General features: G+C 58.1%; 14 protein-coding genes. 7 read left to right on the plus strand and 7 right to left on the minus strand.

Annotation, left to right across the window (positions count from 1 at the left end; genetic code table 11):
* Positions 1 to 19 precede the first annotated feature (19 nt).
* The 4 genes from EAH78_RS00650 to EAH78_RS00665 form a co-directional block, all read right to left on the minus strand.
* Positions 20 to 1,615 (minus strand): ABC transporter substrate-binding protein, encoded by a 1,596-nt coding sequence (locus tag EAH78_RS00650; RefSeq protein ID WP_140664149.1) that lies wholly within the window; start codon positions 1,613 to 1,615, stop codon positions 20 to 22.
* Positions 1,616 to 1,693: 78 nt separating this feature from the next.
* Positions 1,694 to 3,109: an OprD family porin gene (locus EAH78_RS00655; protein WP_140664152.1), complete on the minus strand. Its 1,416-nt coding sequence runs from the start codon at positions 3,107 to 3,109 to the stop codon at positions 1,694 to 1,696.
* 171 nt (positions 3,110 to 3,280) lie between these two features.
* On the minus strand, positions 3,281 to 4,882 hold the full coding sequence (locus EAH78_RS00660; protein ID WP_140664156.1) for an ABC transporter substrate-binding protein: 1,602 nt from the start codon (positions 4,880 to 4,882) through the stop codon (positions 3,281 to 3,283).
* Positions 4,883 to 5,189: 307 nt separating this feature from the next.
* Entirely contained in the window at positions 5,190 to 6,815 is a 1,626-nt protein-coding gene (locus EAH78_RS00665; protein ID WP_140664159.1) for an ABC transporter substrate-binding protein, read from the minus strand.
* 1,419 nt (positions 6,816 to 8,234) lie between these two features.
* On the opposite strand from EAH78_RS00665, the gene EAH78_RS00670 reads away from it, so the two are divergent.
* Positions 8,235 to 8,606, plus strand: a complete 372-nt coding sequence (locus EAH78_RS00670) for a DUF6124 family protein (protein ID WP_140664163.1) — start codon at positions 8,235 to 8,237, stop codon at positions 8,604 to 8,606.
* A 227-nt stretch (positions 8,607 to 8,833) separates the two neighbouring features.
* On the opposite strand, the gene EAH78_RS00675 is transcribed toward EAH78_RS00670, so the two are convergent.
* Positions 8,834 to 9,550: an SIMPL domain-containing protein gene (locus EAH78_RS00675; protein ID WP_140664166.1), complete on the minus strand. Its 717-nt coding sequence runs from the start codon at positions 9,548 to 9,550 to the stop codon at positions 8,834 to 8,836.
* 217 nt (positions 9,551 to 9,767) lie between these two features.
* On the opposite strand from EAH78_RS00675, the gene EAH78_RS00680 reads away from it, so the two are divergent.
* From EAH78_RS00680 to EAH78_RS00695, 4 genes are all read left to right on the plus strand, one after another.
* Positions 9,768 to 11,030, plus strand: coding sequence for an ATP-binding protein (locus EAH78_RS00680; protein WP_140664169.1), 1,263 nt, complete (start codon positions 9,768 to 9,770; stop codon positions 11,028 to 11,030).
* The gene (locus EAH78_RS00685) at positions 11,023 to 11,583 is read left to right on the plus strand and encodes a response regulator transcription factor (RefSeq protein ID WP_027924503.1); all 561 of its coding nucleotides are present in this window, start codon (positions 11,023 to 11,025) and stop codon (positions 11,581 to 11,583) included. Before EAH78_RS00680 ends, EAH78_RS00685 begins: the two co-directional genes overlap by 8 nt.
* A 96-nt stretch (positions 11,584 to 11,679) precedes the next feature.
* Positions 11,680 to 13,407, plus strand: a complete 1,728-nt coding sequence (locus EAH78_RS00690; protein WP_140664172.1) for an ABC transporter ATP-binding protein/permease — start codon at positions 11,680 to 11,682, stop codon at positions 13,405 to 13,407.
* 262 nt (positions 13,408 to 13,669) lie between these two features.
* Positions 13,670 to 14,419, plus strand: a complete 750-nt coding sequence (locus EAH78_RS00695; RefSeq protein WP_027924505.1) for a FadR/GntR family transcriptional regulator — start codon at positions 13,670 to 13,672, stop codon at positions 14,417 to 14,419.
* Positions 14,420 to 14,578: 159 nt separating this feature from the next.
* Here the strand turns inward: EAH78_RS00695 and EAH78_RS00700 are convergent, their stop codons facing one another.
* Complete coding sequence (locus EAH78_RS00700; protein ID WP_140664177.1) at positions 14,579 to 14,770, minus strand: hypothetical protein; 192 nt, start codon at positions 14,768 to 14,770, stop codon at positions 14,579 to 14,581.
* A 14-nt stretch (positions 14,771 to 14,784) separates the two neighbouring features.
* The gene (locus EAH78_RS00705) at positions 14,785 to 16,089 is read right to left on the minus strand and encodes a phospholipase (RefSeq protein ID WP_140664180.1); all 1,305 of its coding nucleotides are present in this window, start codon (positions 16,087 to 16,089) and stop codon (positions 14,785 to 14,787) included.
* Positions 16,090 to 16,326: 237 nt separating this feature from the next.
* On the opposite strand from EAH78_RS00705, the gene kdgD reads away from it, so the two are divergent.
* Both kdgD and EAH78_RS00715 read left to right on the plus strand, forming a co-directional pair.
* Positions 16,327 to 17,238, plus strand: coding sequence for a 5-dehydro-4-deoxyglucarate dehydratase (gene kdgD / locus EAH78_RS00710; RefSeq protein WP_140664183.1), 912 nt, complete (start codon positions 16,327 to 16,329; stop codon positions 17,236 to 17,238).
* A 60-nt stretch (positions 17,239 to 17,298) separates the two neighbouring features.
* The gene (locus tag EAH78_RS00715) at positions 17,299 to 18,744 is read left to right on the plus strand and encodes an aldehyde dehydrogenase family protein (RefSeq protein ID WP_140664186.1); all 1,446 of its coding nucleotides are present in this window, start codon (positions 17,299 to 17,301) and stop codon (positions 18,742 to 18,744) included.
* Positions 18,745 to 18,748 lie beyond the last annotated feature (4 nt).

The raw sequence follows: 18,748 nt of genomic DNA on the forward strand, positions 1-18,748 counted from the left end.
ACACCGGGAGTTTTCTTATTTACTTCACCTGGGTGGTGGCGAAGTTATTCGTGGTAAGCGGGCTAATGTGATAGCCCTCTACGTTGTTGCGCATTGCAGTAAACATACGGGTGTGCGCCATGCTGATCCATGGCTGGTCCTGATTGAAAACCTCCTGGGCTTGCTCGTAGAGCGCTGCGCGTTCCGTCGGGTTCACTTTAGCTCGGGCATCGTCGATCAGCGTCTGGAATTTCTCGTTGCACCAGCGCGCATAGTTTTCGCCGTTCTTGGCCGCTTCGCAACTCAGCATAGGCGTCAGGAAGTTATCCGGATCGCCGTTATCGCCCGCCCATCCGGCGGAAACCATGTCGTGCTCGCCGTTTTTCGCACGTTTGAGCATTTCGCCCCATTCCATGACGCGAATGTCGACCTTGATCCCGACCTGGGCCAGGTCAGCCTGCATCATCTGCGCACCGAGCATCGGGTTCGGGTTGGTCGGCCCGCCGCCATTGCGGGTGAACAGTGTAAACGTTGTGCCTTCCGGTACGCCTGCTTCCTTGAGCAAGGCGCGGGCCTTGTCCAGGTCACGCGGCGGGTTGGTCAGCGTGTGGTTGTAGCCCAGCAGGGTGTCCGGGTACGGGTTGACCGCCACGGTCGCATTGCCTTTGCCGAACAGCGCGTTGACATAGGCGGCCTTGTCGAACGCGATGTCGATGGCTTTGCGCACGCGCACATCGCTCATGTATTTGTGCGAGGTGTTCATCGCGATGTAGGAAACGGTCATCGCGTTCAGCTCATCAACCTTCAGGTTGGCGTCTTTCTTGATGCTCGGGATGTCATCCGGTTTCGGATACAGCGCGATCTGGCACTCATTGGCCTTAAGCTTTTGCAGGCGCACGTTGTTGTCGGTGGCAATCGCCAGGATCAACGCGTCAGCCGGCGGCTTGCCACGGAAGTACTCCGGGTTGGCCTTGAAGCGGACTTGCGCGTCCTTGTTGTAACGCTGGAACACGAACGGGCCGGTGCCGATCGGCTTGTTGTTCAGGTCGCCGGCCTTGTTCGCCTTGAGCAACTGGTCGGCGTATTCGGCCGAGTAGATCGAGGAGAAGGCCATGGCGATGTCGGCCAGGAACGGCGCTTCACGACGGGTCAGGGTGAACTTGACCGTGTTGTCGTCGACTTTCTCGACGCTTTTGAGCAGCTCTTTAAAGCCCATGCTTTCAAAGTACGGGAAGCCCACGCTCGACAGTTTGTGCCATGGGTGGTTCGGGTCCAGCTGACGCTGGAAGCTCCAGACCACGTCGTCGGCATTCATGTCGCGCGTCGGCTTGAAGTATTCGGTGGTGTGAAACTTGACGCCTTTGCGCAGGTGGAACGTGTAGCTCAGACCGTCTTCGCTGATGTCCCAGGAATCGGCCAGTGCCGGAATCACTTCCGTGGTGCCCGGCTTGAAGTCCGCCAGACGATTGAAGATGGTTTCAGCCACCGCATCGGCCGTGACTGCAGTCGTGTACTGGACCATATCGAAGCCTTCCGGACTGGCTTCGGTGCAGACCACCAGGGGTTTGGCAGCGACGCCAACAGCGACACTCAGCAACGCGGCAGCGATGGCCGCACGTAGGGGAAGCATTTTCATCAAGAACCCTCTGCAATCAGTTAAAGGACTAATGCCCAACGGCCGATTCGTCACTGAATCAGCCGTCGGGCAAGTGCATTACAGGATGTTGAAAGGAACGGTGGTCACGAGACGGAACTCGTTGATGCTACCGTCAGGCTGGTTTTCGCTGCCACGGTGCGCGGTGTAGGTCGCGCGAACAGTGGTGGCCTTGAGCGGGCCGCTCTGAATGGCGTACGACGAACCGATGCCGTATTCGTAGTGGCTCTCGCCGTCCATCGATTGCACGCCGTCGTAGCCGCCGCCCGCGTAGTGAGTACCGTCGATACCCCAGCCGCGAGCCTGGTAGATGTTGAACTTCAGGCCTGGCACGCCATATTCAGCCATGTTCAGGCCGTAGGCGATCTGGAAGGACTTCTCGTTCGGGCCGTTGAAGTCCGACAGCAGGGAGTTGGCCAGGTAGATGCCGTTGGTTTCGTGCAGGTAGTCGAAGTACTCGTTACCGTTAATTTCCTGGTAAGAGAAGGTCAGGCTGTGAGCCTGGTGAGTCAGGCCGAACGACAGGGAGCCGGCCTGGTTGTCGATGTCGCCCAGCAGCTTTTTACCTTGGTCGACGGTCTTGTAGTAGTTCAGGCCGGTGGTCAGGCTCAGTACCGAGCTGTCACCCAGTACATGGCTGGCGCCGAAGTAGTACTGGTTCCACAGGTCTTCAGCCTGGGTGCCCCACAGGCTGGTAGTCAGGCTGGCGAACGGCTGGTAGGTGATACCGGCGGTGTTGACGTGATCGGTTTCGGCTTTGGGGTCGCCGTATTCGGAGCGGAATTTGCTCAGGCTTTCTTCGGTACGCGGTGAATTGCGATCGAAAGTGCCCAGGTCGAAAGCAAGGTTGTTCAGTTCTTCGCTGTGGATCGCGATCCCTTCGAAGCTCGACGGCAGGGCACGGTTACCGATGACGTCGACTTGCGGGCTGCTGAAGTTCATGCGGCCGGCAGTCAGTGTAGTGTTGGAAACGCGTGCCTTGACGTTGGCCAGGCCCAGTTTGCTCCACTGACCTTGAGCGTCGCCGCCTTCTTTGGTCAGTGTCCGGTTGTTGCCTGCGCCTGGACGAGAGCCCGGTGCGCCACCGTTGTTGGAGGCGAGACTCTCGCGATCACGCTCCAGAGCAACAGCGTTGTAGGCGGCCACTTCGGTGCTGAAGCCAACGGTGCCTTCAGTGAAGCCGGAGTTGTACTTGATGATCGTGCCTTGAACCCAGTTGATACGACGATCAGTCGGGGTCGAAACGCCGTCTTTCTTGTAGAGGAACTTGCCGCCACGTTTCAGTTGTTCGTTGGCGTACCAGTTGCGCGTGGTGCCGGAGATGGATTGACCTTCGACGAAGCCAGTTGCATCAGCTTGTGCACTTTTGGTGTTGACCGTCACCGGGGTGAATTCCTGGCTCTGGGTCTCTGCGTACGCCGTGGCGGTAACGCTGCTGATGGCCAAGGCCAATAACGCGGTGCTGCTCAGTTTCATGGGTGAAGCTCCTTACTTTCTTTTTTTTAATGCCGGTCTTTTTTGGTGATCCGGCTATTTGGTTTCGAACACATTCAAGGCATCGCAAACGTTTGCTGTAGATCGGATTGACGAATTACGGCAATACGCTTGCGTGAGGGCGCAATGCCCCCCAGCGTTCTGGCTAATCGGTTATTGGTCGATACTGACGCCCGAGAACACGTTGCGGCCGAAGGGGCTGACTTTGAACCCTTCGACTTTGGCGCTTAACGGCTGGTTAACCGTCGAGTGGGCGACTGGCGTGATCGGCACTTGCTGCTTGAGCAATTGCTGCGCCTGTTTGTACAGCACGGTGCGTTGGTCGCGGTCGGTGACGACCTTGGCCTGTTTCACCAGCTTGTCGTAAGCCGGATCACACCACATGGAGTAGTTATTGCCGCCAATGGCGTCACAGCTGTAAAGCGTGCCGAGCCAGTTGTCCGGGTCTCCATTGTCCCCGGTCCAGCCAATCAGGCTGATGTCATGCTCGCCATTCTTGGTGCGTTTGATGTACTCGCCCCATTCATAGCTGACGATCTTCACTTTGAGACCGATTTTTGCCCAGTCAGCCTGAAGCATTTCGGCCATCAACTTGGCGTTGGGGTTGTAAGGGCGCTGAACTGGCATCGCCCACAGGGTGATTTCCGTGCCTTCCTTCACGCCGGCAGCCTTGAGCAATTCCTTGGCTTTTTCCGGGTTGTAGGCGGCGTCTTTGATCGTTTCGTCGTACGACCATTGGGTCGGCGGCATGGCGTTGACGGCCAACTGCCCGGCGCCCTGGTAGACGGCGTTGAGAATGCTTTGCTTGTTCACCGCCATGTCCAGCGCCTGGCGCACTTCGAGCTGGTCGAAAGGCTTGTGCCGAACGTTGTAGGCGATGTAACCAAGGTTGAAACCTGGCTTCTCGATGAGCTTGAGTTTTTCGTCGTTCTTCAGTGCGGTCACATCGGCAGGGCGCGGATGCAGGGTGATCTGGCATTCGTTGGCCTTGAGTTTCTGCACCCGCACCGAAGCGTCGGTGTTGATGGCGAAAATCAGGTTGTCGAGCTTGACCCGGCTTGGGTCCCAGTACTGCTTGTTGCCGGTGTAACGAATGTTGGAATCTTTCTGGTAACTCTTGAACACGAACGGTCCAGTGCCGATCGGCTTCTGGTTGATGTCGCTCGGTTTGCCGCCCGCCAGCAGCTTGTCGGCGTACTCGGCGGACAGGATGGCGGCGAAGCTCATGGCGATGTTCTGGATGAACGCGGCGTCGACGCTGTTAAGCGTCATGACCACGGTCAGCGGCCCGGTCTTTTCGACCTTGGCGATGTTCTTGTTCAGGCTCATCCCGTTGAAGTACGGGAACTCGGTCGGATAAGCCTTACGGAAAGGTTGTTGCGGATCGAGCATGCGATTAAACGTGAACAGCACGTCATCGGCGTTGAAATCACGGGTCGGCGTGAAGTAGGGAGTGGTATGAAACTTCACCCCTTCGCGCAGGTGAAAAGTGTACTTGAGGCCGTCTTCGGAAATATCCCAACTGGTGGCCAGGCCCGGTACGACGTTGGTTGCGCCTTTTTCAAACTCTGCCAAACGGTTGTACAGCGGCTCGGCGGCGTCGTTATCGGTCGCAGTCGTGTACTGCGCCGTGTCGAAACCGGCGGGGCTGCCTTCAGAGCAGAACACCAGGCTGTTGTTGGCGGCCTGGCTGATGGAGGTAGCGGCCAACAGGCCGGTGCCCAGTAATGCGGATAAAACCAAGGAATGGCGCATGACGCTCCCTCTTGTAATCACGAGTGTTTTGACAATGAGCCGCCGTCCCGTCCTGGAACGTGGAGGATCACTGACTTCAAACCATGCTTGTCAGCAATAACCGAGAGCCCACGCATGAGCTGGTCAGAACCCGACGGTATGACCCGTGGATCTGGCAGTAAATGCGTAGAGTCCTAAAGACTTGTAGGAAATGGCAACGCGTCCGACTCCGCCGCAGTAGTACGCGGCGGAATTGGATGTAAGAGTTTTCCTACTTTCTCGGCAGATAAAGCAACGGCGACGTCAGAAACGTCGCCGTTGCAAAACCTTACTTGCTGACGCTGACGCCGTAGAAGGAGTTCAAGCCAAACGGGCTGATCTTGAAATCCTGCACTTCGTTGCGCATAGGTTGGAACACCGTCGAGTGAGCGATAGGTGTCATTGGAACTGCATCTTTGAGGACGTGTTGCGCCTGTTTGTACAGTTCGGTGCGCTTGGCCTGGTCGGTTGTACGCTTGGCTTCTTTTACGATGCCGTCGAACTTCTTGTCGCACCACTTGGAGAAGTTGTTGCCTTCCAGCGAATCGCAACCGAACAGCACGTTCAGCCAGTTGTCCGGATCACCATTGTCGCCGCTCCAGCCAATCAGCATGGCTTGGTTCTCGCCACCTTTGGAGCGCTTGATGTACTCGCCCCACTCGTAGCTCTGGATCTTGACCTTGAGGCCGATCTTGGACCAGTCAGACTGCAGCATCTCAGCCATCAGCTTGGCGTTCGGGTTGTACGGACGCTGTACCGGCATCGCCCAGAGAACGATTTCGGTGCCTTCTTTCACGCCGGCTTCTTTGAGCAGCTCTTTGGCTTTCTCAGGATCGTACTTGGCGTCCTTGATGGTGGTGTCATAAGACCATTGGGTTGGCGGCATGGCGTTGACGGCCAGTTGACCGGCGCCTTGGTACACGGAGTCAATGATCTGTTGCTTGTTGACGGCCATGTCCAGTGCCTGGCGAACCTTCAGGTCGGCCAACGGGTTTGCATCCGTTTGGCCTTTGACTTTAGGCATCACGTTGTAGGCGATGTAACCCAGGTTGAAACCGGCCTGATCAGGCACTTTCAGGGTCTTGTCTTCTTTGAGCGCCTTCAGGTCGGCTGGACGAGGGAACAGAGTGATCTGGCACTCGCCCTTCTTCAGCTTCTGGATACGCACCGACGGGTCGGTGGTGATGGCGAAGATCAGGTTGTCGATCTTGACGTCGTCAGGCTTCCAGTAGTCCTTGTTCCCGGTGTAGCGGATGTTGGAGTCTTTCTGGTAGCTCTTGAACACGAACGGACCAGTGCCGACCGGCTTCTGGTTGATGTCCGCGGCTTTGCCTTCTTTCAGCAGCTGGGCTGCGTATTCGGCGGACTGCACCGAGGCGAAGCTCATGGCCATGTTCTGGATGAACGCGGCATCCACTTCTTTCAAAGTGAACTTGACGGTTTTGTCGTCAACTTTGTCGATCTTGGTGATGTTGGTGTCCATCCCCATGTCGGTGAAGTACGGGAATTCAGTCGGGTACGCTTTGCGGAACGGATCATCCTTGTTAATCATGCGATTAAAGGTGAACAGCACGTCGTCGGCGTTGAACTCACGAGTCGGCTTGAAGTACGGGGTGGTATGGAACTTGACGCCGTCACGCAGGTGGAAGGTGTACGTCAGGCCGTCCGGGGAAATGTCCCAGCTGGTCGCCAGGCCAGGAATCACGGCGGTGCCGCCGCGCTCGAACTGGGTCAGGCGGTTGAACATGGTTTCTGCAGAGGCGTCGAAGTCGGTTCCGGTGGTGTATTGACCTGGATCGAAACCGGCCGGGCTCCCTTCGGAGCAGAACACCAGGTTAGTCGCGGCTTGGGCGAAGGGTGCACTAGCTAGCAAGCTGGCGCCGAGTAAAAACGGAATGACCGCGTTTTTAAGCATGGTGGCCTCATGATTGTTGTCATTTTTGGAATTAGAGGACGACCTCGTGAGTCGACCTGCGGATACTTATGCAGGGGCCGTACCCAATGCAAGATCCAGAGCGACCACAGGCGTTAAACAGTGGCACGTACGTACCTTAATGTCGCATTTGTATAAATTCAGGCGCATTTGACCGTTTGCGCAGGTTTTTTTCGGTGCAACCGGCGCACCGCTGCGGGGCAATTGGCGAGGCTTGCGCACCCGGTTGGCGCGTGGTGTTACTTATCTATACCCACGGTTTGGGACTGAATGTGTTGGGTGGGGGATTTTTGGGCCGGAGTGATTTGCTCGCACCTTGGCTTGGATGCTGTTGAGCGATGGGCGGCGTGGTAGGTATTTGTTGTTTAACGGGTTTGTTGTGGCTGTGGATGCAGTTTGAACGGTAGGTGTTTGTCAGGGGACATCTTATTTATTGATCCAATCAGTACATTTGCACCGACACTTATACGCACGGACTTGGGCTATTCATTTATGGGTGGTACTGGGTGCAACCGTAGCTTTTTATTGGTGGCGCCTTTTATCGATGGCGGCCTGATAGCCGACCATTCTCTTGCTTGGTGTACATATCCATTTCTGCGGTAACGGCCGCTTAGGGTTTCGCCCTTACGGCTACTCACTTTTTTTTCAAACGCCAAAAAAAAGTAAGCAAAAAAAGGCTCGCCCCGAGCGTCCGGCCCCTCGCTTGGGCTCGGCGTTCCTTCGTTCCGGTATCCATCCGGGGACACTGCCCTCCGGTCTGCTTCGCTACGACCTACATGCAGCGTGTTCGACTGCGTCGAACGGCGCTACGCGCCACTCCCCGGTTGCACACCTCCACTCAGCCTACCGAGGGGGCGGGTAAATCAAAAGCCAGATCAAAAGCTTTCAGGCGAGCTAACGCTCGGCCTGTTGAGTGGTGAAAAGCAAGGGCTGTACGCCGATCTATTGTCGGCGCCTGGCTTTCCAGCGATGGCGGCCTCACAACCGACCAATCTCTTTCTGCCGCCCCCTACTGATCGTTCCCACGCTCCCGCGTGGGAATGCCGCCAGGGACGCTCCGCGTTCCATTTTTGTGTTGAACGATGTGTAAAAAACGCAGAGCTTTCCCACGCATTTTTCAGGTTGCCGGGTAGGAAGCAGTGCCCCTAACCTCTGGCTGTCGCTGCGATTTCAGCGACCGGGTGTGGAAACCTGGATCTCTTAGTAGCCGCATAGCTGGACCATCGTAATCGTTGCCGACGACTTCTTTCGTCTGCAAACTGCGTCATGGCGGCTGTGCGTGGGCAGACTTCGGTCTGGCCGGGTCCTACTAACCGGTATTTCCACCCTGCGTGCAGCCGCCACCTAATTGTCGTGTGGAAACGACATTGGATGGCTCCCATTTATAAGTAGGAGCATTCCATGGATAAGTTGATCCCCGATCCACCCATCACCCCCGAAGCTGAAGCCGAAGCCGAAGACTTACGCGCCGAGACGCTACTAAAAGACCGCGAAGCCATAAAACGCGCCCTCGACTACTACCTCGATCCCCCATCCCAATACACCGAAAAACCCCGCCGCCCCAGCACGATGTACATGATCGCCCCGAACATGGACACCGAAAGCCTCCTGGCCCAGGCCTGCGAGTCACTGGCCTCTGCCAGCGTCATGACCAGCGATTACGCCGCTAACCTGATCGGTCCGCAGCGCAATACGGTGTTGGCGATCCAGCAGATCATCATGCTGGCGGAACTGGCTGTGAATCGCGCCTTGGATAACGTCGATCCGGCGTAGTAGTTCAAAGACCGCGTTATCGTTCTTCGCGAGCAAGCCCCACATTTAACCGAGATCCTGCATGAGAAGGCGGTCGAATGTGGGAGCGGCGGTGCGACGATTCGACTTGCTCGCGAAGGCGGTGGACCAGTCACTACATAACCTGAGGGGTTCACCCCGGCTTCTGGCAGGCAACAAAAAACGGCGATCACTCCAGTGATCGCCGTTTTTATGTACGGACTATCAAATCAAGGCATCAACACTTCAATTGCCCCATCCGCCGTCATGCTGACCTGACTCGTGCCAGCCTCAACATCCGGTGTCACCGGCGCGGCATCCATGGCGGCGGCTTTCATCATCATCGGGCCGCGCATGTACGGTTGTGGATAACCGTTGCTGTTCAAATTCAGGTTAACAATCTTGTAGCTCTTGCCACCCAGCGCATCGGTCGCCAGTTGCGCGCGAGCCTTGAAGGCGGTCACGGCTTCTTTAAGCAGGGCGTCTTCGCTGGCCTTGCGTGTTGGTGTGGCGATGGCGAAGTCCATGCCGCCCATTTTCAGGTCGGTGAGCAGTTCGCCGGTCAGCTTCGACAGGGCGGCAAAGTCCGAGCTCTCCAGGCGCAGTTCGGCGCGTTCACGCCAGCCGGTGATTTTCTGGCCCTTGGTGTCGTAGATCGGGTAGCTGTTGCGGCTGCCCTGGCGCAGGGTGATGTCTTTGACCTGTTTCGCCTGGGCCAGTGCTTTGTTCATGGTGGTGCTGACGTCGGCGGCGAGTTTGGCCGGGTCGGTGTTTTGGTCTTCGGTGTAGAGGGTCACGATCATCAGGTCGCGAGCCACTTCCTGGCTGACTTCGGCGCGCAGGGAAATCTGGTTGTAATGCAGCTCGTCGGCGGCCAGGGCCGGGAGGCTGGCGAGGGTGCCGGCACTCAGGGCGAGGAGGGCGGCGCTGCGGCGAAATGTGTGCATGAAAGCTCCTTGGGCGGTGCGCAGGTGTCAGGTCCGAGCCTGCATGAAACCATCAGACTCTAGCTTTAATGATCCGGTTCGCACAGTTACAACTTCTATACAGATAGAGGGAGTACAGGGTTCGCAGGCTGTGGCGCTTTGCCGCACTTTTGCCTGTCAGCCCCCGTGCTTGGTTATACTCCGTGCGATCCGCCTGGAGCGCTCATCAGGAGAGCTCATGCTCGCCCCCGTTCAAATCACTTCTGCCACTCGCCAGAACCTCTGGCGGCTGACGTTCATCCGCACATTAGTGCTCGCCGCCCAGGCCGGTTCCGTCGGGTTGGCCTATTGGCTCGACCTGCTGCCGCTGCCGTGGGTGCAACTGGCAATGACTCTTGGCTGTTCGACGTTGCTGTGCGTGTTCACGGCGGTTCGACTGCGCACGACGTGGCCGGTCACCGAGCTGGAATATGCGCTGCAACTGGCCTGCGACCTGTTTATCCACAGTGCCCTGCTGTATTTCTCCGGGGGCTCGACCAACCCGTTCGTCTCTTATTACTTGGTGCCGCTGACCATCGCCGCGGTGACGTTGCCATGGCGCTATTCGGTGATTCTGTCGGGTATTGCGCTGACGATGTACACCTTGCTGCTCGCACGGTTCTATCCGCTGCAAACCTTCCCGATTGCCCGGGAAAACCTGCAGGTCTACGGGATGTGGCTGAGCTTCGCGCTCGCTGCGGCGGTGATTACGTTTTTCGCCGCGCGCATGGCCGAAGAGCTGCGCCGTCAGGAAGAACTGCGGGCGATTCGGCGTGAAGAAGGCTTGCGTGACCAGCAATTGCTGGCGGTAGCGACGCAAGCCGCCGGTGCGGCGCATGAATTGGGCACACCGCTGGCGACCATGAGCGTGCTGCTCAAGGAAATGCGTCAGGACCATCACGACCCGTTGTTGCAGGACGATTTGAGCGTGCTGCAGGATCAGGTCAAGCTGTGCAAGGAAACCTTGCAACAACTGGTGCGCGCCGCCGAGGCCAATCGCCGTTTGGCGGTGGAGATGCAGGACGTCACCGACTGGCTCGATGAAGCGCTGAACCGCTGGCACCTGATGCGCCCGGAAGCCAGTTACCGCTTCCAGCGGCTGGGGCAAGGCACCGTGCCGCGCATGGCGCCGCCACCGGACCTGACCCAGGCGCTGCTGAATTTGTTGAACAACGCCGCCGACGCCTGCCCCGAAGGGCTGCAAGTGACGCTGGACTGGAACGCCGAAGACCTGACCATCAGCATCCGCGACCACGGTGCCGGTGTGCCGTTGGCCATCGCCGAGCAGATCGGCAAACCGTTTTTTACCACCAAGGGCAAAGGTTTCGGCCTGGGCCTGTTTTTGAGCAAGGCCAGCGTGACACGCGCCGGCGGCTCAGTGAAACTCTACAGTCATGAGGAAGGCGGCACGCTCACCGAGCTGCGCCTGCCCCGTGTCGCCCGAGGAGACGAACATGAGTGACGATATCCAGGTTGAAGGCGAAGAACTGCCGCATTTGCTGTTGGTCGACGACGATGCAACTTTTACCCGCGTGATGGCCCGCGCCATGGCCCGCCGTGGTTTTCGCGTCAGCACCGCCGGCTCTGCCGAAGAAGGCCTGACCATCGCCCAGGCCGACCTGCCGGATTACGCCGCGCTGGACCTGAAAATGGACGGCGACTCGGGGTTGGTCTTGCTGCCCAAGCTGCTGGAACTGGACCCGGAAATGCGCGTGGTGATCCTCACCGGTTATTCGAGCATTGCCACCGCCGTCGAGGCGATCAAGCGCGGCGCCTGCAATTACCTGTGCAAACCGGCCGACGCCGACGACGTGCTGGCAGCCCTGCTGTCCGAGCACGCCGACCTCGACACTCTGGTGCCGGAAAACCCGATGTCGGTGGACCGTTTGCAGTGGGAACACATCCAGCGCGTGCTGACCGAGCACGAAGGCAACATCTCGGCCACGGCCCGCGCCCTGGGCATGCACCGCCGAACCCTGCAGCGCAAACTGCAGAAACGTCCGGTGCGCCGCTGAACGGGCGCTGAACGATCATCGCCACCCCTCGCGATAACCCGAGCCGATCAACTATGATCGGTTCGTGTGTGTTCTTTTCTCTATCGAGCCTTATCCATGAATCAGAACGCTGAATATTCCGCGGTCAACGATGCCGTGCGCGAGCAGTTTTTCCGCAAGGTCTGGGCGATGATCACGCCTTACTGGCGCAGTGAAGAGAAGGTCAAGGCCTGGACGTTGCTGATCGCCGTGATTGCCTTGTCGCTGATCAGCGTGGGGATCTCGGTGTGGTTTAACACTTGGTACAAGGACTTCTACAACGCCTTGCAAAAGAAAGATGAAGCGGCCTTCTGGCAGCTGATTCTGTATTTCTGCGCGATTGCGGCCGTGGCGATTGTGGGTGCGGTGTACCGGCTCTATTTGACGCAGATGCTGACCATCCGCTGGCGAGCGTGGCTGACCGAGAAACACTTTGCCCGTTGGCTTGGCAACAAAAACTACTACCAGCTGGAGCAGGGCGGTTACACCGATAACCCGGACCAGCGGATTTCCGAAGACCTCAACAACTTCACTTCGAACACCCTGGAACTGGGCATTGGGTTGCTCCGCAACATTGTCAGTCTGGTGTCGTTCTCGATCATTCTGTGGGGCGTGTCGGGCAGTATTGAAGTGTTTGGTTTTACCATTCCCGGCTATATGTTCTGGTGTGTGCTGGTCTATGCGGTGGTCGGTAGCTGGCTGACGCACTTGATCGGTCGTCGCTTGATCGGCCTGAGCAACCAACAACAACGCTTTGAAGCCGACCTGCGTTTCTCTATGGTCCGGGTTCGCGAGAATGCCGAAAGTATTGCGCTTTACAACGGCGAACCGAACGAAAATCGTCGTTTGAGCAGTCGCTTCGGCATGGTCTGGCACAATTTCTGGGACATCATGAAAGTGTCCAAGCGACTGACTTTCTTTACGGCCGGCTACACTCAGGCCGCGATCATTTTCCCCTTCATGGTCGCGGCGCCGCGCTACTTCGCTGGCAAGATCGAACTCGGTGAATTGATGCAAATCAGTTCGGCGTTCGGCAATGTTCAAGAGAGTTTCAGCTGGTTTATCAATGCGTACCAGAACCTCGCTTCATGGCGCGCCACCTGTGATCGTCTGCTGAGCTTCCGTCAGGCCATGACTGACAACGAAGAACGTCAGCCGGCCATCGACGTACAGAATCAAGGTGATGAACTGAAGATCCACAACCTCGGACTCGATCTGGCGGACGGCCGTCATCTGCTGACCAACGCCGACATGGCGGTGGAAGAGGGCGAGCGTGTCATGCTCAGCGGTCGTTCCGGCAGCGGCAAGTCGACCTTGTTGCGCGCGATGGGGCATCTGTGGCCAGCCGGCCACGGCAGTATTCGTCTGCCATCGGCGCGCTACCTGTTCCTGCCGCAAAAGCCCTACTTGCCGATTGGCAGCTTGCGCGAGGCACTGAGTTATCCACAGGCTGGCGATACCTACCCGCAGGAACGCTACGTCCACGTGCTGGAAACCTGCCGTTTGCCACATCTTGTTGGACGTCTGGATGAAGCGAACCACTGGCAGCGCATGCTTTCGCCAGGTGAGCAGCAACGTTTGGCGTTTGCCCGGGCGCTGCTGTATGCACCGCAATGGTTGTACATGGACGAAGCGACCTCGGCGATGGATGAAGAGGACGAAGCGTCGCTGTATCAGGCGTTGATCGATGAAATACCGGGGCTGAGCATTGTCAGCGTCGGGCATCGCAGCAGCCTGAAACGTTTCCACCCACGGCATGTTCGTATCGAGAACGGCCATTTGGTGGACCAGACCGTGACCGCCTGAACACCATAAATCCCTGTAGGAGCTTGTGTGGTAAGAGGCTTTTGTGGCGAGGGGGCTTGCCCCCGTTGGGTCGCGGAGCGGCCCCAAAAATTCAAAACTGCTGGGGACTGCTGCGCAGTCCAACGGGGGCAAGCCCCCTCGCCACACAAGCCCACTCACCACAGGCTCACTCCTACAAGGGATAGTGGTCGTCGACGGTGATCGTACAACCGCGTTGAGCTATGATGCGGTTTCAGCCGAATTTTCGAGACAGATGTTCACCATGGAAAACCCGATCGACGCACCACGCCTCCCTCGCAAGCGCCGCAGCCTCGCACAGGAACTAGTGACGGTGCTGTCCGAGCAGATCCGCGACGGGCATCTCAAACGCGGCGACAAGTTGCCCACCGAGTCGGCGATCATGGATGCCCATGGCGTCAGCCGCACGGTGGTGCGCGAAGCGATTTCCCGTTTGCAGGCGGCCGGGCAGGTTGAAACCCGTCATGGCATCGGCACCTTCGTGCTCGATACCCCGAGCCCGAGCGGATTCCGCATCGACCCGGCGACGGTGGTCACCTTGCGTGACGTGTTGGCGATTCTGGAGTTGCGCATCAGCCTCGAAGTGGAGTCTGCCGGCCTCGCCGCGCAACGCCGCAGCGACGAGCAACTTGGTTTGATGAGAGCCGCGCTGGACGCCCTCAACGAAAGCGCTTCGCATGCCAGCGATGCGGTCGCCTCGGACTTCCAGTTCCACCTGCAAATTGCACTGGCGACCGGTAACCGCTACTTCACCGACATCATGACCCACCTGGGCACCAGCATCATTCCGCGCACGCGGCTGAACTCGGCGCGCCTGGCCCATGACGACCAGCAGCACTACATGAATCGCCTGAGCCGTGAACACGAAGAGATTTATGACGCGATTGCCCGCCAGGATTCCGATGCGGCGCGGGCGGCGATGCGCTTGCATTTGACCAACAGCCGCGAGCGGCTGCGGCATGCGCATGAAGAAGCTGAGGCGCAGCGGGGCTAGTTTTCCAGTCTGGAATTTTCTGGCGTCTGCTGGAATGCCTTCGCGAGCAAGCCCGCTCCCACAAGGGATCTTCAGTGAACACACTATGAGTGTTCACCCTCGATCAAATGTGGGAGCGGGCTTGCTCGCGAAGGGGCCGGAAGCCTTGGTACTAAATGGTCAGACTGAACGCAGGATCGACCGATCCACCCTCACCGCCAATCCAGCCACCCCAGGCTTGGCGTCAAACACCACATCCCCACGTTCATTCACCACCGCCCGCGCAATCACCCCGCCCTTGGACAACAACTCCAGCGGCGCGCCGTTCATTGATTGGCCCGAAGCCAGTTCCAGTTTCAATTTGATCGTCATCGTGGATCTCCTTATCAGGCAACGTTGCCGGTGGGTGAGTAGTCCTTGAGCAGTAAGTAAGTGCTCCAGCCCCACCAGTCGTCGACGGTGGCGGTGTCGTTCACGTTATTGACGTCCTTGCGTCGCAGCACGTTGCTGCCCTCTAGCCTGAACAGCGGCGAGAAATTGCCCGCCGGGTTCAGCACGGCTTGCAGGTCCGGCAACTTTTTCAAGGCGCTGAAGTTGCCGGGCGATGGAGCGACGCCGCTGAGGTACGCCGCGAAGATCTCATCCGCAGACAGTTGAACCGCTTGATTGACCTGCACGCGATTGGCGCTGTCGATCGCATCGAAGTAGCGTTTATCGCCGTACGCGCGCCATTGATCGCCGTTGCCGTTACGCACATTGAGGCCGAACTTGCTGTCTTCGTCGTGCATGAAGCGGGTGATCAATGAGCCCAGGTCGCTGGGTGTGACTACCGCCGCCAACTGCTTGCGCGGTACACGCAGGTGACCCGCGGAAAACAGGTCGGTCAGGTAGTGATCGGCAAAAGCATTCATCGCGTAGGCGATTTCCAGCAGTTTTGCATCACCACTGTTTTTCGCCAGCGCGGCTTGCTGAACGGCGGCGGTGTGGCCGGCGATATAGGCTGCCAATGCCCCTTCGGCAAAATGGTCAGTATTGTTGGCGGCCAGCTTCAGATAGCGCCCCAACGGAAACAGCGCCGAGACGAAACTGCCGCCGCCGGTGATTCTGTTCCACTCCTCCGACAACGTATCTCCGAGCGCGTCATAGGCTTCATGGGGCTGTTTTCCGTCCTGGATCGCCTGCTTCACGGCGGCGATTTCCTTTTGCATGACCCCGAGAATCAGCTTGGCCTCGGCATTCGAGGCCGGCAGCACCGCCAGCGAGTTGAATGCGTTGGAGAAGCGCTTGATTCGGTCCGCGGCGGTGGCTCCTTCGCTAATTGGTTGATCGGGAATTCCATAGAAATCACCGCCTAGCGCAACGACCTGGCCATAGGTCAGTGCCAGACCGTTGGTCAAATGCAGTTCGACCTGTGAGGCCGGGATTGCCGGGGCATCTTTGATGAAGCGCAGCAGCGTGTCATCGCCGATAGCCGTGTGTTCACCACCCTCGAACCTCAGCTGCGGCTTGCCATTCAAAGCTTTGCCGGAAGGGGAGGCGGACGGTTGCGGTGCGTGGTTGTGAGGTGTGCCCAGATGCAGCACCAGCGATTCATGGCCGCTGATGGCAATGCCATGCTCACTGAAAAGCTCATCGAAAACGGCAATGACCTGCTTGGGATTTTCTTGCAATTGAGTGCGTAGACCTGACATTTCTAGCTCCTTGATATGTCGTAGGCAGATTTCAAATAACTGTATGCATATACAGTTAAATGGATCGTAGCCGAGAAATTTCCTACGTCAAGGAAAGAACCTGTCCTACATAAAAATGCAGACGGCGATGAAATGCAGTTGACGGTTATTATTTAAGTTGTACGATGACCTACAACTCGGCGAAAGCTGAACGGTTTCCTCACACACACATACGTTGCTACCCAGGGTGTTCGAATAATGAATCCACAAGAACTGAAGTCCATCCTCTCTTCCGGCCTGTTGTCTTTCCCGGTCACCGATTTCAATGCTCAGGGCGATTTCCATCGCGCGGGCTACATCAAGCGTCTCGAATGGCTGGCCCCATACGGCGCCACGGCGTTGTTCGCCGCGGGCGGCACCGGTGAGTTCTTCTCTCTGGCGGCCAGCGAATATTCGGAAATCATCAAGACTGCCGTCGACACCTGCGAAACCAGCGTGCCGATTCTGGCTGGCGTGGGCGGTTCGACCCGTCAAGCCATTGAGTACGCACAGGAAGCCGAGCGCCTGGGCGCCAAAGGCCTGTTGTTGCTGCCGCACTACCTGACCGAAGCCAGCCAGGACGGCGTTGCCGCCCACGTTGAAGCGGTGTGCAAATCGGTGAAAATCGGCGTGGTGGTTTACAACCGTAACGTCTGCCGCCTGACCGCTCCTTTGCTGGAACGTCTGGCCGAGCGCTGCCCGAACCTGATCGGCTACAAGGATGGCCTGGGCGACATCGAACTGATGGTGTCGATCCGTCGTCGCCTCGGTGATCGCTTCAGCTACCTGGGTGGTTTGCCGACCGCCGAAGTGTACGCTGCAGCCTACAAGGCACTGGGCGTGCCGGTTTACTCCTCGGCGGTGTTCAACTTCATCCCGAAGACCGCGATGGATTTCTACCACGCCATCGCTCGCGAAGATCACGCCACCGTCGGCAAGATCATCGACGACTTCTTCCTGCCGTACCTCGACATCCGTAACCGCAAATCCGGCTACGCGGTGAGCATCGTCAAGGCCGGGGCAAAAATTGCCGGTTATGACGCAGGTCCTGTGCGTGCACCGCTGACCGATCTGACCGCTGAAGAGTACGAAATGCTCGCCGCGCTGATCGACAAGCAAGGTGCGCAGTAACACACCCGAATAAACAAGGCCGCTGAGTGATCAGCGGCTTTTTGCGTGAGGAGAATTGTTGTGGCAGATGCAAAGCGTTTCGATAACTACATCAACGGTGAATGGGTTGCGGGCAGTGATTACTGCGCCAACATCAACCCGTCCGAACTGACCGACACCATCGGTCACTACGCCAAAGCCGATCTGGCTCAGGTCCACGCCGCCATCGACGCCGCTCGCGCCGCGTTCCCGGCCTGGTCGACTTCGGGCATTCAGGCACGTCACGATTCGCTGGATAAAGTCGGTACTGAAATCCTCGCCCGTCGCGAAGAGCTCGGTACTTTGCTGGCCCGTGAAGAAGGCAAGACCCTGCCTGAAGCCATCGGCGAAGTGACTCGCGCCGGTAACATCTTCAAGTTTTTCGCCGGTGAAACCCTGCGTCTGTCCGGCGACTATTTGCCGTCGGTCCGTCCGGGTGTGGACGTCGAAGTGACTCGCGAAGCATTGGGCGTGGTTGGCCTGATCACTCCATGGAACTTCCCGATCGCCATCCCGGCATGGAAAATCGCTCCGGCCCTGGCTTACGGTAACTGCGTCGTGCTGAAACCCGCCGATCTGGTACCGGGTTGCGCCTGGGCCCTGGCTGAAATCATCTCCCGCGCAGGCTTCCCGGCTGGCGTGTTCAACCTGGTGATGGGCAGCGGTCGTGTGGTTGGCGATGCGCTGGTGCAGAGCCCGAAAGTCGACGGCATCAGCTTCACCGGTTCCGTGGGTGTCGGTCGTCAGATCGCCGTCAGCTGCGTGTCGCGCCAGGCCAAGGTTCAGCTGGAAATGGGTGGCAAGAACCCGCAGATCATTCTCGACGACGCTGATCTCAAGCAAGCAGTCGAGCTGTCGGTACAGAGCGCGTTCTACTCCACCGGTCAGCGTTGCACCGCCTCCAGCCGGTTCATCGTGACCGCCGGCATCCACGACAAATTCGTCGAAGCCGTGGCCGAACGCATGAAGTCGATCAAGGTCGGCCATGCGCTGAAAACCGGCACCGACATTGGTCCGGTGGTTTCCCAGGCTCAGCTTGAACAAGACATGAAGTACATCGACATCGGCCAGTCCGAAGGTGCACGTCTGGTCAGCGGCGGTGGTCTGGTGACTTGCGATACCGAAGGCTACTACCTCGCGCCAACACTGTTTGCCGACAGCGAAGCCGCGATGCGCATCAGCCGCGAAGAGATCTTCGGCCCAGTAGCCAACGTGGTTCGCGTCGCCGATTACGAAGCCGCACTGGCCATGGCCAACGACACCGAGTTCGGTCTGTCGGCGGGCATCGCGACCACGTCGCTGAAGTACGCCAACCACTTCAAACGCCACTCCCAGGCCGGGATGGTGATGGTCAACCTGCCGACCGCTGGCGTGGATTACCACGTTCCATTCGGCGGACGTAAAGGTTCATCCTATGGATCCCGCGAGCAAGGTCGCTATGCGCAAGAGTTCTACACCGTGGTGAAGACCTCTTACATCGGTTCCTGATACA

Origin of the sequence: Pseudomonas arsenicoxydans (assembly GCF_006438915.1) — a bacterium.
GTDB classification, from domain to species: domain Bacteria; phylum Pseudomonadota; class Gammaproteobacteria; order Pseudomonadales; family Pseudomonadaceae; genus Aquipseudomonas; species Aquipseudomonas arsenicoxydans_A.

Excerpts from the sequence above, each read along its gene's own strand:
- EAH78_RS00650 (WP_140664149.1), bottom strand. The coding sequence starts at position 1,615 with ATGAAAATGCTTCCCCTACGTGCGGCCATCGCTGCCGCGTTGCTGAGT.
- EAH78_RS00690 (WP_140664172.1), top strand. The coding sequence starts at position 11,680 with ATGAATCAGAACGCTGAATATTCCGCGGTCAACGATGCCGTGCGCGAG.
- EAH78_RS00680 (WP_140664169.1), top strand. The coding sequence starts at position 9,768 with ATGCTCGCCCCCGTTCAAATCACTTCTGCCACTCGCCAGAACCTCTGG.
- EAH78_RS00670 (WP_140664163.1), top strand. The coding sequence starts at position 8,235 with ATGGATAAGTTGATCCCCGATCCACCCATCACCCCCGAAGCTGAAGCC.
- EAH78_RS00675 (WP_140664166.1), bottom strand. The coding sequence starts at position 9,550 with ATGCACACATTTCGCCGCAGCGCCGCCCTCCTCGCCCTGAGTGCCGGC.
- EAH78_RS00685 (WP_027924503.1), top strand. The coding sequence starts at position 11,023 with ATGAGTGACGATATCCAGGTTGAAGGCGAAGAACTGCCGCATTTGCTG.
- EAH78_RS00705 (WP_140664180.1), bottom strand. The coding sequence starts at position 16,089 with ATGTCAGGTCTACGCACTCAATTGCAAGAAAATCCCAAGCAGGTCATT.
- EAH78_RS00700 (WP_140664177.1), bottom strand. The coding sequence starts at position 14,770 with ATGACGATCAAATTGAAACTGGAACTGGCTTCGGGCCAATCAATGAAC.
- EAH78_RS00660 (WP_140664156.1), bottom strand. The coding sequence starts at position 4,882 with ATGCGCCATTCCTTGGTTTTATCCGCATTACTGGGCACCGGCCTGTTG.
- EAH78_RS00655 (WP_140664152.1), bottom strand. The coding sequence starts at position 3,109 with ATGAAACTGAGCAGCACCGCGTTATTGGCCTTGGCCATCAGCAGCGTT.
- EAH78_RS00665 (WP_140664159.1), bottom strand. The coding sequence starts at position 6,815 with ATGCTTAAAAACGCGGTCATTCCGTTTTTACTCGGCGCCAGCTTGCTA.
- EAH78_RS00695 (WP_027924505.1), top strand. The coding sequence starts at position 13,670 with ATGGAAAACCCGATCGACGCACCACGCCTCCCTCGCAAGCGCCGCAGC.
- kdgD (WP_140664183.1), top strand. The coding sequence starts at position 16,327 with ATGAATCCACAAGAACTGAAGTCCATCCTCTCTTCCGGCCTGTTGTCT.